Origin of the sequence: Arthrobacter zhangbolii (genome assembly GCF_022869865.1) — a bacterium.
GTDB classification, from domain to species: domain Bacteria; phylum Actinomycetota; class Actinomycetes; order Actinomycetales; family Micrococcaceae; genus Arthrobacter_B; species Arthrobacter_B zhangbolii.
Window position 1 is genome coordinate 2,742,784 of record NZ_CP094984.1, and the last position, 15,412, is coordinate 2,758,195.

Annotated in this window: 11 protein-coding genes; 3 read left to right on the forward strand and 8 right to left on the reverse strand. The window is 65.5% G+C overall.

All coding sequences use genetic code 11. The features are described 5' to 3' along the window. Positions 1–795 precede the first annotated feature (795 nt). Genes aroA through MUK71_RS12745 form a run of 3 tightly spaced genes read left to right on the forward strand, consistent with a single transcriptional unit; the run spans position 796 to position 7,132 of the window. The gene (gene aroA / locus MUK71_RS12735; protein WP_227928787.1) at positions 796–3,879 is read left to right on the forward strand and encodes a 3-phosphoshikimate 1-carboxyvinyltransferase; all 3,084 of its coding nucleotides are present in this window, start codon (positions 796–798) and stop codon (positions 3,877–3,879) included. Then, positions 3,876–5,126, forward strand: coding sequence for an acyl-CoA dehydrogenase family protein (locus MUK71_RS12740; RefSeq protein ID WP_227903862.1), 1,251 nt, complete (start codon positions 3,876–3,878; stop codon positions 5,124–5,126). Before aroA ends, MUK71_RS12740 begins: the two co-directional genes overlap by 4 nt. Positions 5,127–5,143: 17 nt before the next feature. After that, positions 5,144–7,132, forward strand: a complete 1,989-nt coding sequence (locus tag MUK71_RS12745) for an oxidoreductase (protein ID WP_227903863.1) — start codon at positions 5,144–5,146, stop codon at positions 7,130–7,132. Between the two features lie 48 nt (positions 7,133–7,180). On the opposite strand, the gene tuf is transcribed toward MUK71_RS12745, so the two are convergent. The 8 genes from tuf to MUK71_RS12785 all read right to left on the reverse strand — a co-directional run bounded on the left by tuf (position 7,181) and on the right by MUK71_RS12785 (position 15,394). Next, positions 7,181–8,371 carry an elongation factor Tu gene (gene tuf, locus MUK71_RS12750; RefSeq protein WP_227903865.1) on the reverse strand — a complete coding sequence of 397 codons (1,191 nt, stop codon included), beginning with the start codon at positions 8,369–8,371 and terminating at the stop codon, positions 7,181–7,183. Between the two features lie 221 nt (positions 8,372–8,592). Beyond that, positions 8,593–10,707 carry an elongation factor G gene (fusA, locus tag MUK71_RS12755; RefSeq protein WP_227903867.1) on the reverse strand — a complete coding sequence of 705 codons (2,115 nt, stop codon included), beginning with the start codon at positions 10,705–10,707 and terminating at the stop codon, positions 8,593–8,595. Between the two features lie 117 nt (positions 10,708–10,824). Continuing rightward, entirely contained in the window at positions 10,825–11,295 is a 471-nt protein-coding gene (rpsG, locus tag MUK71_RS12760; RefSeq protein WP_227903869.1) for a 30S ribosomal protein S7, read from the reverse strand. Between the two features lies 1 nt (position 11,296). After that, positions 11,297–11,671 (reverse strand): 30S ribosomal protein S12, encoded by a 375-nt coding sequence (rpsL, locus tag MUK71_RS12765; RefSeq protein WP_104052742.1) that lies wholly within the window; start codon positions 11,669–11,671, stop codon positions 11,297–11,299. 339 nt (positions 11,672–12,010) lie between these two features. Next, positions 12,011–12,802: an IclR family transcriptional regulator domain-containing protein gene (locus MUK71_RS12770; RefSeq protein ID WP_227903871.1), complete on the reverse strand. Its 792-nt coding sequence runs from the start codon at positions 12,800–12,802 to the stop codon at positions 12,011–12,013. Positions 12,803–12,826: 24 nt separating this feature from the next. Next, the gene (locus tag MUK71_RS12775) at positions 12,827–13,483 is read right to left on the reverse strand and encodes a 3-oxoacid CoA-transferase subunit B (RefSeq protein WP_227903873.1); all 657 of its coding nucleotides are present in this window, start codon (positions 13,481–13,483) and stop codon (positions 12,827–12,829) included. After that, on the reverse strand, positions 13,480–14,163 hold the full coding sequence (locus MUK71_RS12780; protein ID WP_227903875.1) for a 3-oxoacid CoA-transferase subunit A: 684 nt from the start codon (positions 14,161–14,163) through the stop codon (positions 13,480–13,482). The genes MUK71_RS12775 and MUK71_RS12780 overlap by 4 nt, the downstream gene beginning before the upstream one ends. Before the next feature lie 31 nt (positions 14,164–14,194). Continuing rightward, positions 14,195–15,394, reverse strand: a complete 1,200-nt coding sequence (locus MUK71_RS12785) for a thiolase family protein (protein WP_227928785.1) — start codon at positions 15,392–15,394, stop codon at positions 14,195–14,197. Between the last annotated feature and the right edge of the window lie 18 nt (positions 15,395–15,412).

A 15,412-nucleotide genomic window follows, 5' to 3' on the forward strand; every position in this document is an offset into this window, starting at 1 on the left:
GGGGCCGGAACATAAGGGGATTGTGGTGCTGAGGACACCGGGGTGGAGGCCGTACCGCTCTGCCCGGCCGGGGTAACGGGAGAGGCAGCCGGGACGGAGGGCGGGGGTACCGGCCGTGACGGCGCGGGTGCCGAGGGGGATGCCCATACCGGGGGAACCGGCTGTCCGGGCTGCCCTGCGCGGCGGTCGGCATGCCCCGGACCCGCGGGCGGGCCGGCAATCCCCTGCCCGGCCTGTACCGCGTCCCGGGGAGCGGCCGGCCCGGCTGCTGCAGGACCCGTCACTGGATTTCCTGTCGCCGGCTGTCCCTGCCCGGCCGCCACCCCGGCGCCTGCCTGCCCGTAACGCGCTGCGGCGGCGGCCAGCCCCGCACGGTAGCCCTCGTCATAGATCTGCGCCGGCGGCGGCACCCGGCGGCCCAGCAGGTCCGTGCCCCGGCCCGCCTTCACACCGACGACCCGTCCCACGAAGAAACTGGCTGTTATGGCAGCCAGGAATAGCAGGAAGACCCCCATGTCACTGCTTCCTTCCGGTTGGCGTAATTGCTGCCCATCCTAAGGTGCGGCACGCCGCCCGCAGTGGCACCCGCGCCCGCGGTTGTGTATAACGCCGCCGCTATGCGCCGCCGGGGACTCCTGTGGAGGAGAACAGGCAGCACCACCGTGCAACAACTGATTCGCACCGGCTGCGATGCGTCTCGGGCAGACCTGTTCCGGCCCGCAGACCCAACTGGTAGCGTCATCGGCGCACGAGGGTAGCGGTAACCACGCAGACGACAGAAAGGCCCTCACGGCCATGTACCTTTCGGTCCTCGGAACCCACAGCGGCATGGACACCGGCAGCATCACCGGGACGGTGCAGGTTCCCAACTCCAAATACCACGCCCACCGAGCATTGATCCTGGCGTCCCTGGCACCGGGCACCAGCCGGATTTCCGGCCTCACCGACGCACGCCACGTGCAATACACCGTGGCCATGCTCCGCCGGCTGGGCACCGGGATCGATGTGCAGGACGATACCTTCGTCGTCCACGGCGGCCCCTACCAGCCGCGCAGTGCCGCCGTGTCCGCGGGCAGTTCCGGCACCACTCTTTACTTCATGGCCGGACTTGCGTCGCTGGCCTCCCGCGACGTCGTCGTGACCGGCCAGAAGTACTTCCAGCGCCGTCCCGTCGGCGCCCTGCTGGCCGCGCTGCGCCAAATGGGGGTGGACATCTGGGCACCCAATGACTGCCCGCCGCTGCACGTCACGGCCGGCCGGCCGCACGGCGGAGAAGTGCATATCCCCGGCACCCTGTCGCAGTGGATATCCGGGCTTCTGCTGCTGGCGCCTTTTGCCCGCAGCCACACCACGGTGGTAGTTGACGGCGAGCAGAATGAGAGCAGCTACATAGAACTGACGGTAGCCATGATGCAGCGTTTCGGCCTGCAGGTGGACGTCTCCGAAGACTTTCGCCGTTTCCGGATAGCCCCGGACCAGCAGGCTGTCCCCACAGATCTGCGGATGCCGCCGGATATCGGATCCGCTGCCTTCGGTATCGCTGCGGCGGCCCTTCACCCGGCGGATGTGACGCTTGAGGGACTCCCCGCCGTCTCTTCTGCCGGATCGGACCACCCCGAAGCGGACTTCCTGGACCTGGCAGCGGAGATGGGGGTGCCCATGGTGGCCGACGCGACAGCCGGCTCCGTCAGCATCCGCCACAGCGGACTGCAGTTGGCGCCCATCGACGTCGACTGCCGGCGGGTGCCTGACATGCTCCCGGTCCTCTCCGTGATGGCATGCCTGGCCCGGGGCCGCAGCACGTTCCGGAACATTGACCACGTGCGGATGAAGGAATCGGACCGGGTCGCTGCCATGCTGCAGTTGAATTCGATGGGGGCCAACCTTACCGTGGAGGGCTCCACGCTGATGATCCACGGCGTCTCCGGGCTCAACGGGGCGGATCTCTCCTCGTTCAACGATCACCGGGTCCTGATGTCCCTGGCGCTGGCTGCCACCGCTGCCGAGGGCCGCAGCACCCTGAGCTACCCCCACGCCTACCGCATCTCCTACCCCGAGTATCTTGCCGCCATGACCACGTTCGGGCTGCGGATGCAGGTGGAGGAGGGGGTTATCCGTCGGCCCCGCATCACCCGCCCCGTCCGCACTGCCAGGGGCAGCCGGCCGCGCACCATCACCGGTCAGGCCGGGGTGGAAGCCGCCGCGTCGGTCACTGGGCCCGAATGGGTCCGGCGGTGGTCCGCAGAACGGCCCAATGAAAGCGCAGTGATCGACGGCGGCGCCGGCACCGCCGGCCATCTGACCTGGGCGGAACTGGACGCCCGGGCTGACAGGGTTGCAGCAGCCCTGCTGGACCTGGGGATCCGGCCGGGCGACCGCGTGGCCTTCCAGCTCCCCAACCGCAGCGAATTTGTCATCCTCGCTGTCGCTGCCCTGCGCATCGGCGCCGTCGCTGCCCCCATTATGCCGATTTTCCGCGAACGCGAGGTGGCGCTGGCCCTGCACCGCGCCCGTGCCCGGCTGTTCGTGACGGTAGAGGAGTTCCGCGGCCGCCGCCCCGCCGAAGAACTCGCCGGGCTGCTGCAGCGCGCGGGCGGGACCGACCCGGGAACGGCAGCCAGCGTTGAACGGGTCCTGGTAGTGCGGGATACACCCTCCCGGCGGCCCCTTCCCCGGGTGCCCGGCGGCCCGGAGTTCGCTGACTGGACGGACACTCTGGAACGTGCACGGCCGGACCACCGGGTGCTGGCGCAATATGCACCGGCGGCCAGGGACGCCGCGCAGCTTCTGTTCACCTCCGGCACGTCCGGCGAGCCTAAGGGTGTTGTGCACCGCCATTCCACGCTCAGCCGGGCCGCCGCCATGGAAGTGACCCATCTGGGCCTGACCAGTGATGATGCCGTCTTCATCCCCTCCCCCCTAGCCCACCAGACCGGCTTCCTGTACGGCATGTGGCTTTCCTTTGTCCTGGGCTGCCCGCAGGTCCTGCAACCCGTCTGGGATGCAGAGCGCGCCCTGGCGCTGATGAGCGGCTGGCGGGCCACGTTTGTCCAGGCTGCCACCCCGTTCCTCTCGGATCTGGTCCGGGCGGTGGATACGGGTGCGCCGGCACCCTCCAGTCTGCGGATCTTCGTGAACACGGGCGCTGCCGTTCCCCGGCATCTGGCTGAGCGTGCCACCCGCGTCCTCGGTGCCCGGATTTGCGGCGCCTTCGGCACCACGGAAACCTGCCTTGGCACCCTGGCTTCCCCGCGGGACGAACCGGTGAAGGTGTGGGGCACCGACGGACGCGCACTGGCGGGGGTGCAGACACGGATTGTCGACGACGACGGGAGGCTCCTTCCTGACGGGGTCGAAGGCAACTTCGAGCTGGACAGCCCGACTGTCTTCGAGGGCTACCTTGACCGCCCCGACCTGACCAAGGAAGTCTTTACCGAAGACGGCTGGTACCGCACCGGCGACACCGGCGTCATCGATGCGGACGGATTTCTGCGCATCACCGGCAGGGTCCGGGACATCATCAACCGCGGAGGGGAGAAAATCCCGGTGGCTGAGATTGAGCAGTTGCTGTACCGGCATCCCGCCGTAGCTGACGTGGCACTCGCGGCCATGCCGGATGACCGGCTGGGTGAGCGGGCCTGCGCCTTTGTGGTTCCCGCGCCGGGAAACCTGCCCCGGCTGACAGACCTCACCGCGTTCCTGGACGGACACCAGGTGTCCAAGCACTATTGGCCCGAGCACCTTCACCTGCTGGAAGATATTCCGCGCAACGCGGTGGGCAAGGTGCAGAAGTTTCTGCTGCGTGAAATGGCACGCAGTTTCACCGACGGTGACAGTGTTTCTTCCGCTTTACCCTCCCCGGATCGGAGCAGCTTGTGAGCGTCACCGGCATCACCGCAGACGGCAGGGGCAGCAGCGTTTCCGACACCCGGTACCGTGAGCTGCTTTCAGCCGTCACGTCCTGGGTGGAGGGGCCCGGCGAGGAGTGGGCCGGACGCATTGAGGCCACCGGGCAGGTTCCTGACTCGCTGTGGAAGGAGCTGCGCGAGGCAGGTTTCCTCTCCCTCGCAGCGCCCGTGGGACTGGGCGGACAAGGGCTGAGCTTTGTGCAGTGGATGGGGCTGATGGAGGTTTTCTCCCGTTCCCACGCCTCCGTGCGCATGATCGTGCACGTGGTCAACGGCACCTGGCGTGCCATGAACCCGCACGCGGATGAACAGCAGCGGGAAAAGTTTGTCCGGCCCTCTGTTGCGGGCGAGCTGATCGTTGCCTTCACACTGACGGAACCGGGCAACGGCACCGGCGCCGACATCACCTCCAGCGTCCGGCGGGACGGGGACACCTACTACCTGACCGGACGCAAACACCTGATTACCTTCGGCGTACGCTGCGACTACTGGCTGTTGTTCGCCCGGATTGAGGGCAGCTCCGGCAGCGACGGCACGGTGGCGCTGCTGGTGGACAGGCATGCCCCCGGTGTGGTTGTTGAGAACACCTCCGAGACGCTCGGGGTGCACGGAACGGACCATGCCTCATTGACCTTCACGGACACACCTGTTCCGGTGTCGCACCGGCTGGGCGCCGAAGGGGACGGGCTGGCGGTCGCGTTGGGCGGCTTCCTGACCCCGAGCCGGATTTCGGTGGCCATGAGCTGCGTTGGCCTGGCCGGGCGGGCGCAGCAACTGGCCGTGGCGTACGCCTTGGAGCGCACCACGTTCGGCAAGCCGCTGGCTTCGCGGCAGGCCATCGCCTTTTCGCTGGCCGAGAATGAAGCCGATATTGCTGCGGCCCGCGCTCTGACTCTGCAGGCAGCGGAAGACTGGCAGAAGGGCTCGGGCGCCGCCCCGGCGCTCTCTTCCATGGCCAAGCTGACCGCAGTGGACATGCTCACCCGTGTCACCGACAAGGCGTTGCAGGTCCACGGCGGCATTGGCTACTGGAAAAGCATGCCCATTGAACGGGTGTACCGGGACGCGCGTGCCCAGCGCTTCGAAGAGGGCACCAACGAGATCCAAAAGACGGTCATAGCCCGCGATCTTTTCCGCCGGGCGTCGGCTGGTGCAGCTGAAGCTGCCGCCGCAGCGGATGTCCCGGACCCGGCAGCGGCACCGGAATCACTCGGCTGACGGTCAGGCGCCCACCGATGCCGGACAGGGTCTTCACACCCGTTTCCCTGGGCCCGCTGCGGCTGGCCCACCGGATCATGATGGGCTCCATGCACCTGAACCGGGAGGACGATCCGCAGGCGCTGGCCGCCTTCTACCGGGAACGGGCTGCCGGAGGCGCAGCGCTGATAGTCACCGGCGGGGCGGCGGTCAGCCGTACCGGGGCAGGCGGCCCTAACTACCTGCTGATAAACGAACCGGAAGCCGCTGCCGTCCTCTCCCCCACTTTGGAGGCCGTGCACGGTGCCGGCGGGAAGATCGCCCTCCAGCTCTTCCACGCAGGCCGGTACGCCTTCGAGTCCAGCTACGGACTCCGCCCTGCCGCCCCGTCGGAGGTCTACTCAGGCTTCTCCCGCGCCGTGCCGGCCGCCATGACCCAGCAGCAGATTGAGGCCGTTCTCGCCGACTTCGCTGCGGGAGCTGCCCAAGCGCAGTCGCTGGGCTTCGACGCCGTGGAAATCATGGGCTCGGAGGGTTACCTGATCAATCAGTTCGCCTCACCGCTCACCAACCTTCGCACGGACGGGTGGGGCGGTGACCCGCAGCGTCGGCAGTCGTTCCCGTTGGCGGTTCTTGCAGCGGTACGCGGCGCCGTCGGTCCCGCATATCCGGTCATTTACCGCACGTCCGGAGCTGATTTCGTGGCCGGGTCCAGCACTCTGGAGGAATCCCGTGCCCTCGCGGTTGCCCTGGCAGCGGCCGGCGCGGACGCCCTGAACATCGGGATCGGCTGGCACGAGTCACGCGTGCCCTCCGTCCAGGCGCTTGTCCCGCACGGGCACTGGATGGGTATTGCCGGCAGCATCCGTGCCGCCCTTGCCGGGGCCGGCGTGCAGGTACCGGTGATCGGCAGCAACCGGATCAACTCGCTGCATCTGGCCGAACAGGCCCTGTCCGCCGGCCAGGCCGATGTGGTCTCCATGGCCCGTCCCTTCCTCGCGGATCCGGAGATTGTGGCCAAGACCCGGCGTGGGCAGGCGGAGCTGGTGAACACCTGCATCGCTTGTAACGAGGCCTGCATAGACCGCTCGCTCGGCACGGAAGCGGTCTCCTGCCTGGTAAATCCGCGGGCCGGCCGTGAGCTCGCGTTCCCGCTGGTCCGTTCCGTTTCCGCACCCGACCTGCGCGTCGCCGTCGTAGGCGCAGGACCGGCGGGCCTGCAGGCGGCAGCCACGCTGGCGCAGGCCGGGGTGCCCGTGGACCTTTATGAGGAGAGCGACGGAATCGGCGGCCAGTTCCGTCTGGCCGGAACCGTGCCGGGAAAGGAAGATTTCCTGCAAACCATCAGGTACTTCCGCAACGAGCTTCCGCGGTTGGGCGTCCGGATCCGGCCCTGCGAATCCCCCGGGGCGGAGGCGTTATCCGGTTATGCCCACGTAATCCTTGCTACGGGTGTCCGTCCCCGGCCGGTGCCGTTGCCCCGCACCGGCCGGCTGCCCGTCCGGGACTACCGCGAGGCATTTGCCGCGCCCGCAGACCTGGGCCGCCGAGTGGTGGTCATCGGAGCCGGAGGAATAGCCGTGGACCTGGCCCGCCTGCTCACGGGGACCCCTGGAGGGCCGGCCGACGTGACCCTCCTCCGGCGCGGACACCGGATCGGAGAGGGAATCGGACCGTCCACGCGCTGGGCCGTACTGCAGGAGCTCGCCGCTGCCGGGGTGCGCACCCTTCCCGGAACAACGCCCCTGGAAGTCACTCCTGAGGGACTGCTCGTGGCCACCGCGCAAGAAACCGTGCTGCTGCCGGCGGACACCGTGCTGCTGGCAGCCGGGCAGGTGCCGCACAATCCCCTCCACTCCGCCCTGCTGCACCAACGGATTCCCTGCACCGTCATTGGCGGAGCACTGGACGCCTCCGGCCTGAACGCCGTGCGCGCCTTTGATCAGGGACTGGAAACGGGCTCACTGCTGGCCAGGGAGCTGCAGCAGCCTTCCGGGGTTAAACGCAGCAGGACCCCGCTGCCGTAGCAACGGGGTCCTGCTAAGAACCGAAGAGGTTCAGGCTAGAACATCAAATTACTTGATGATCTTGGTGACGCGGCCTGATCCAACGGTGCGGCCGCCTTCGCGGATAGCGAAGCCGAGGCCCTCTTCCATAGCGATGGGCTGGATGAGCTCAACGGTCATCTCAGTGTTATCGCCGGGCATAACCATTTCAGTGCCCTCGGGGAGGGTGATGACGCCGGTTACGTCCGTGGTACGGAAGTAGAACTGCGGGCGGTAGTTCGAGTAGAACGGGTTGTGGCGTCCGCCTTCATCCTTGGACAGGATGTAGACGTTGGCTTCGAAGTCGGTGTGCGGGGTGATGGAACCCGGCTTCACGACAACCTGGCCACGCTCTACGTCTTCGCGCTTGATGCCGCGGAGCAGCAGGCCACAGTTCTCGCCGGCCCATGCTTCGTCAAGCTGCTTGTGGAACATCTCGATACCGGTAACCGTGGTCTTCTGGACCGGACGGATGCCGACGATCTCGACCTCGGAGTTGATGGCGAGGGTACCGCGCTCGGCGCGGCCCGTGACAACGGTTCCACGACCGGTGATCGTGAAGACGTCCTCGATCGGCATCAGGAACGGCTTGTCCTTGTCGCGAACGGGGTCCGGCACGTTTTCGTCAACGGCTTCCATCAGCTCTTCGACGGAAGCAACCCACTTGGGATCGCCTTCCAGAGCCTTCAGGCCGGAAACGCGGACGACGGGAGCGTTGTCGCCGTCGAAGTCCTGGGAGCTCAGCAGTTCGCGAACTTCCATTTCCACGAGGTCGAGCAGTTCTTCGTCGTCAACCATGTCGGACTTGTTCAGTGCGACCAGCAGGTAGGGAACGCCAACCTGGCGGGCGAGCAGAACGTGCTCGCGGGTCTGGGCCATCGGACCATCGGTAGCGGCAACCACGAGGATTGCGCCGTCCATCTGAGCTGCACCAGTGATCATGTTCTTGATGTAGTCAGCGTGGCCGGGGGCGTCAACGTGTGCGTAGTGACGCTTCTCGGTCTGGTACTCGATGTGCGAGATGTTGATGGTGATACCGCGCTGGCGCTCTTCAGGTGCAGAGTCGATAGCAGCGAAATCGCGCTTTTCGTTCAGATCAGGGTACTTGTCAGCAAGCACCTTCGAAATGGCAGCGGTCAACGTGGTCTTGCCATGGTCAACGTGACCAATGGTGCCGATGTTGACGTGCGGCTTAGTCCGCTCGAACTTTGCCTTCGCCACGGGTTCCTCCTAGAGAGTTAGAAGACTCAATCTTCAGCCGCGCTTTTCGCAACTGAAACTGATGTAAGTCTACTGGGGGCTGTTTATTTGATGAAATTGCCGATTTCCGCAGCAGCCTGGCGAGGCCGCTCAGTCTGGCTATGCAGCGGGCTTCCGGCCGAAGCCCTGGCCCGCTGCACACGGTCGGTGTTCCGAGGTTCCCCGGAACACCGACCAGGGTTTTATTCGCCGCGCGTCTTCTGGATGATCTCGTCGGCTACTGCCTTCGGGACCTCTGCGTAGCTGTTGAAGGACATGGAGTACACGGCACGGCCCTGGGTCTTGGACCGCAGGTCGCCGATGTAGCCGAACATGCCGGACAGCGGGACGTGTGCCCGGATGACCTTTACGCCGGCTGCATCTTCCATGGACTGCATCTGTCCGCGACGGGAGTTGATGTCACCGATAACTTCACCCATGTATTCCTCAGGGGTGCGGACTTCAACATCCATCATCGGCTCCAGCAGAACCGGGCTGGCCATCCGTGCAGCTTCCTTGAAGGCCTGGCGTCCGGCAATCTTGAACGCCATTTCCGAGGAGTCGACGTCGTGGTAAGCGCCGTCAAGCAGCGTCGCCTTGATGCCGACAACCGGGTAACCGGCGAGCACACCGTCGGTGAGGGCGCTCTGGATACCCTGGTCAACGCTGGGGATGTATTCGCGCGGAACACGACCACCGGTGACCTTGTTCTCGAATTCGTAGAACGTGCCGTCGGAAGTATCCAGCGGCTCGATCGCGATCTGGATCTTTGCGAACTGACCCGAACCACCGGTCTGCTTCTTGTGCGTGTAGTCGTGCTTGGCGACTGCACGGCGGATGGTTTCGCGGTAAGCAACCTGGGGCTTGCCCACGTTGGCTTCGACGCGGAACTCGCGGCGCATACGGTCAACCAGAATGTCCAGGTGCAGCTCGCCCATACCGGCGATGATGGTCTGGCCTGTGTCTTCGTCGAGGGAGACCTGGAAGGTCGGATCCTCTTCGGAGAGCTTCTGGATGGCGGTGGAGAGCTTCTCCTGGTCACCCTTGGTCTTCGGCTCGATGGCCACGGAAATCACGGGCTCCGGGAAGCTCATGGATTCCAGCACGATCGGGTTCTGAAGATCGCACAGGGTGTCGCCCGTGGTCGTGTCCTTCAGGCCGATGGCGGCGTAGATGTGGCCAGTCGTGATTTCCTCGACCGGGTTTTCCTTGTTGGCGTGCATCTGGAAGAGCTTTCCGATGCGCTCCTTCTTCTGCTTGGTCGCATTCATGACCTGGGCGCCGGAAGCAGCGTGACCGGAGTACACGCGGATGTAGGTCAGACGGCCGAAGAACGGGTGCGTCACAACCTTGAACGCCAGCGCGGAGAACGGAGCGTTGGCATCGGCGGCGCGTTCGAGGATGACCTCTTCGTCGCGGATGTCGTGGCCCTTGATGTTCGGCACGTCAAGCGGGCTGGGCAGGTAGTCGACGACGGCGTCAAGCATGGGCTGAACGCCACGGTTCTTGAACGCGGAGCCGCAGAGAACCGGGTAGACCAGCGAGTTGATGGTCAGGTGGCGGATGCCGGCCTTGATTTCCTCGATGGTGAGTTCTTCACCTTCGAGGTACTTGTTCATCAGCTCGTCGCTTGCCTCGGCAACGGTCTCGATCAGCTGTGCGCGGTACTCTTCGGCCTTTTCCTGCAGTTCTGCGGGGATCGGTTCGATTTCGTACTTGGCGCCCATGGTGACATCACCCTTGGCGTCGCCGCGCCAGGTGAGGGCACGCATTTCGAGAAGGTCAACGACGCCCTCGAATTCGCTCTCGGCACCGATCGGCAGCTGCAGAACCAGCGGCTTGGCACCCAGGCGGTTGATGATGGTGTCAACGGTGAAGTAGAAATCAGCGCCGAGCTTGTCCATCTTGTTGACGAAGCAGATGCGCGGGACGTTGTACTTGTCAGCCTGGCGCCAGACAGTCTCGGACTGCGGCTCCACGCCTTCCTTGCCGTCGAACACGGCTACGGCGCCGTCGAGCACGCGCAGGGACCGCTCAACCTCGACGGTGAAGTCAACGTGACCCGGGGTGTCGATGATGTTGATCTGGTTGTTGTCCCAGTAACACGTGGTAGCTGCGGAGGTAATGGTGATACCCCGCTCCTGCTCCTGTGCCATCCAGTCCATCGTGGACGCACCGTCGTGGGTCTCGCCGATCTTGTGGTTGACACCCGTGTAGAACAGGATGCGCTCGGTAGTCGTCGTCTTGCCGGCATCGATGTGGGCCATGATGCCGATGTTGCGGACCTTGTTCAGGTCGGTAAGCACGTCAAGTGCCACGGTTTCTCCCTATATTTGGTGTTTGCCGTTTCGACTGCGTTTATCTGCTTCGGGCCCTGCACCCCGCCGTAGCGGAATGCAGGGCCTTGAAGGAGGGGCCGCCGTCGGCCGGGCTTATTACCAGCGGTAGTGGGCGAAGGCCTTGTTGGACTCGGCCATCTTGTGGGTGTCCTCGCGGCGCTTCACAGCTGCACCGAGACCGTTGGAAGCGTCCAGGATTTCGTTGCGCAGGCGCTCGGTCATGGTCTTCTCGCGGCGGGCCTTGGAGTAGCCAACCAGCCAGCGCAGTGCCAGTGCAGTTGCACGGCCCGGCTTGACCTCAACGGGGACCTGGTAGGTGGCGCCGCCAACGCGGCGGGACTTGACCTCAAGGCTGGGCTTGATGTTGTCCATGGCCTTCTTCAGGGCTGCAACCGGATCCTGTCCGGTCTTCTCCTGGGCGCCTGCAAGTGCACCGTAAACGATGCGCTCTGCGGTGGACTTCTTGCCGTCGATCAGGACCTTGTTGATCAGCTGCGTGACCAGCGGGGAACCGTAGACGGGATCCAGTACTAGCGGCCGCTTGGGGGCCGGACCCTTGCGGGGCATATTACTTCTTCTCCATCTTCGCGCCGTAGCGGCTGCGAGCCTGCTTGCGGTTCTTGACACCCTGGGTATCGAGGGCACCGCGGACGATCTTGTAGCGAACACCGGGAAGGTCCTTCACACGACCGCCGCGCACCAGCACGATGGAGTGTTCCTGAAGGTTGTGACCCACACCGGGGATGTAGGCGGTTACTTCGATGCCGCCGTTGAGGCGGACACGTGCAACCTTACGCAGAGCCGAGTTCGGCTTCTTCGGGGTGGTCGTGTAAACGCGGGTGCAGACACCACGGCGCATCGGGCTGCCCTGAAGGGCAGGAGCCTTGGTCTTGGAGACCTTGGGTGAGCGGCCCTTGCGGACCAGCTGCTGAATCGTAGGCACTTTCGTGTTCTCCGTTTTTTCTCGAGATAATTCTCTGGTTGCCCCGCCCCGCTGACGGCTGGAAGCCGGCTCAGGGCGGTGCGCTTAAAGTCGTTGCCGCAATGCCCCGAGAAGTTCCGTGTTCTCGCCGAAAGCGACCGTAGGCGTGCAAAAGTGTGGCATTCGTTGCGCAAGAAGCCCGCAACCCGGAAACAGGCCCGCCCATTCCTTTCGGAATGCATTCCCCCGAGTATCTCACCACGGAGGGCACGCGAGCGGCCTTCATCCACTGCCACACAAACAATTGGTTTTCAGTCTAGCAGACTTAACGCCTTCCGCGGTGACGTGAGGCCAGGATCACTAACTGCGGGCCGCCAGGGCATCAGTGATGGTGGCCGATGCCTGCTGCAGATGCGGCAGCACGCGGGCCGCGGCATCTTCCAGTGTAGGCCCGCCCAGCCCCATCGTTGCCTGCATGGAGGTATTCAGGGCTGCGCAGACCCTGCCCTGGGGGTCGTACACGGGGACGGCGACAGAGCGCAGGCCCTGTTCGAGTTCCTGGTCCACCACTGCCCAGCCCTGTTCCCGGACGCCGGCAACCAGTTCGCGGAGCCGGGCAGGGTCGGTGACGGTGCGGTCGGTGAGCGGTTGCAGGTCCACTGTGGTGAGGTAATCCTCGAACCGGTCTTCGGGCAGCCCGGCGAGCAGGACCCGCCCCATGGACGTTGCGTAGGCCGGGAAGCGCGTGCCCACGGCAATGCCCACGGTCATCAGCCGGCGGGTATGGATGCGGGCTATATAGACAATCTCGCTGCCGTCGAGCACGGATGCGGACGTGGACTCGGAGATCTGCCGGGACAGGTCCTCCAGTACGGGCTGGGCCAGCTGGGGCAGCGACTGGCCCGACAGATAGGAATATCCCAGCTGCAGCACCAAAGCGGTGAGCTCGAAGGTCCGTCCGTCCGTGCGGATGTAGCCCAGTTCCACCAGGGTGAGCAGGAAGCGCCGGGCCGTGGCCCGGGTCAGGCCGGTGCGCCGGGAGACCTCGCTGAGCGTCATCTGCACGTGGTCGGCGTCGAACGCGCGAATCACTAGCAGGCCCCGGGCCAGCGACTGTACATACTGGTCGCTGGCCGGCACGGTCTCGCTCATCTGTCCCCCATGATTGGTGTCCTGCTAGCTTCCGTCCGCGGCGCGGATCAGCGGGATATCCATCTTCGCCGCCAGCTCTTCGAAGGTGGTGCCAAAGGTCTCGCGTACGTGTACGCCGTCCTCCTTCAGCAAAAAGACTGCTTCATTAGTGTAGACGCGGGTCACGCAACCCACCCCGGTCAGCGGATAGCTGCACTCCTTGACCAGCTTGCTCACGCCGTCGCGCGTGAACAGGGACATCATGACGTAGACGTCCTTGGCTCCGGTGGCCAGGTCCATGGCACCGCCGACTGCAGGGATGGCATCCGGTGCCCCGGTATGCCAATTGGCGAGGTCACCGGCAGCCGAGACCTGGAAGGCGCCCAGTACGCAGACGTCCAGGTGTCCGCCCCGCATGATGGCGAAGGAGTCGGCATGGTGGAAGTAGGCTGCGCCCGGCAGCTCCGTTACCGGAATTTTTCCGGCGTTGATCAGGTCCGGATCCACCTCGTCGCCGTGTGCTTCCGGCCCCATGCCCAGCATGCCGTTCTCGGTGTGCAGGGTGACTTTCTGCTCGGGCACCAGATAGTTCGAGACCAGGGTGGGCTGCCCGATGCCCAGGTTCACGAAGGACCCGGGGGCAATGTCGGAGGCGACCAGGGCCGCGAGTTCGTTCTTGTCCAGCTTCTTGTCGGTGCTCATGCTGCGGCCGGTGCTTTCTCCCGGTCCACGCGGACCAGGCTGTTGACGTAGATCCCGGGAGTAACAACGTTTTCGGGGTCCAGTTCCCCAACGTCCACAATTTCGCGTACCTGCACGATGGCATGCCCGGCGGCGGCAGCCATGATGGGTCCGAAGTTCCGGGCCGTCTTGCGGTAGACCAGGTTGCCGGCTGTGTCAGCCCGCAGCGCCTTCACCAGGGCAAAGTCCGCGTGCAGTGGTGTTTCGAAGACGTAGCCGCGGCCATCTATGACCCGGGTTTCCTTGCCTTCGGCCAGCGGGGTTCCGTACGCGGTGGGAGTGAAGAAGCCGCCAATGCCGGCGCCGGCTGCCCGGATGCGTTCGGCCAGGTTGCCCTGGGGCACCAGTTCCAGTTCGATCTCCCCCGCACGGTACTTCGCGTCGAAGATCTGCGAGTCGGACTGCCGCGGGAAGGAGCAGATGATTTTCTTCACGCGGCCGGCACCGATCAGGGCTGCCAGGCCCTGTTCCCCGTTGCCTGCGTTGTTGTTGACCACGGTCAGGTCCGTGGCGCCCTGCCGCAGCAGCGCCTCGATCAGTTCCACGGGCTGGCCGGCGCGGCCGAATCCGCCAATCATTACGGTGGCCCCGTCATGGATGGGCGCTACGGCCTCATCTGCGTCCTGCACTATGTTGAGCACGGTTTTTCCTAACGTGTGCGGTGTCTGGGTATCAGTTGGCGTTTTCGAGGACGACGGCGAGGCCCTGCCCGACGCCGATGCAGATGGCTGCCACGCCCCAGCGCTCTCCGGAGTCCTGCAGGCGGCGGGCCAGCGTGCCCAGGATACGGGTACCGGAGGCACCCAGCGGGTGGCCGATTGCCACGGCCCCGCCCCACGCGTTGACGATGGCCGGGTCCACGTCCCAGGCGTCCAGGCAGGCCAGCGACTGGGCGGCGAAGGCTTCGTTCAGTTCCACTGCTCCAACCTCGCTCCAGCTGATGCCGGCACGCTTCAGGGCAAGGTTGGCCGCTTCCACGGGGGCATAGCCGAAGAACTGCGGCTCATTGGCGGCGGCGCCGCGTCCGGCAATCCGTGCCAGCGGAGCCATGCCCAGGATGCCGGCGGCGTTCTCGCTGCCGAGCCAGGCTGCCGAAGCGCCGTCGTTCAGCGGTGAGGCGTTGCCTGCGGTCACGGTGCCGCCGGAGGCATCGTCGGAGGCGGGCCGGAAGACGGTGCGAAGGGTGGCCAGCTTTTCCACGGTGGAGCCTGCGCGGATGCTTTCGTCACGGTCCAGCTCCACGCCGTCCACGGCAACGGTGAGATCCGCATATTTACCCTCGTCCCAGGCCTTGGCAGCCAGGGCGTGGGAGGCAGCGGCGAACTCGTCCTGGCGCTCACGGCTGATACCGTGCTTCTCGCGCAGCTGCTCGGTGGCTTCACCGAGGGAGACGGTCCATTCCTTCGGCATGGCCGGATTGACCAGGCGCCAGCCCAGGGTGGTGGAGGCCAGGGTCTGGTCCCCTGCCGGGTAGGGCTTCTCATTTTTCGGCAGTACCCAGGGGGCGCGGCTCATTGACTCGGCGCCGCCGATCAGCATCAGGTCGGCTTCGCCGGTGTTGATCTGGCGGGAGGCGATGAGTGCCGCGTCCAGGGAGGACCCGCAGAGCCGGTTCACCGTGGTGCCCGGAATCGAGGTGGGCAGACCGGCCAGCAGGGTGGCCATCCTGGCCACGTTGCGGTTTTCCTCGCCGGCTCCGTTGGCGTTGCCGAAAATCACCTCGTCGATGCGTGCCGGGTCCAGGCCGGGCGCGCGTGAGACGGACGCCTTGATGACCTGGGCGGCGAGGTCATCCGGGCGGACCCCGGCGAGGGCTCCGCCGAACTTCCCGAAGGGCGTACGGACTGCGTCGTAGATATAGGCCTGGTTCACCGGTGCTCCTTGAAACTC

What these genes read in the sequence shown, in the direction of transcription:
- MUK71_RS12775 (WP_227903873.1), bottom strand. Translation starts at nt 13,483, where the DNA reads ATGAGCACCGACAAGAAGCTGGACAAGAACGAACTCGCGGCCCTGGTC.
- MUK71_RS12745 (WP_227903863.1), top strand. Translation starts at nt 5,144, where the DNA reads ATGCCGGACAGGGTCTTCACACCCGTTTCCCTGGGCCCGCTGCGGCTG.
- aroA (WP_227928787.1), top strand. Translation starts at nt 796, where the DNA reads ATGTACCTTTCGGTCCTCGGAACCCACAGCGGCATGGACACCGGCAGC.
- MUK71_RS12770 (WP_227903871.1), bottom strand. Translation starts at nt 12,802, where the DNA reads ATGAGCGAGACCGTGCCGGCCAGCGACCAGTATGTACAGTCGCTGGCC.
- rpsG (WP_227903869.1), bottom strand. Translation starts at nt 11,295, where the DNA reads ATGCCCCGCAAGGGTCCGGCCCCCAAGCGGCCGCTAGTACTGGATCCC.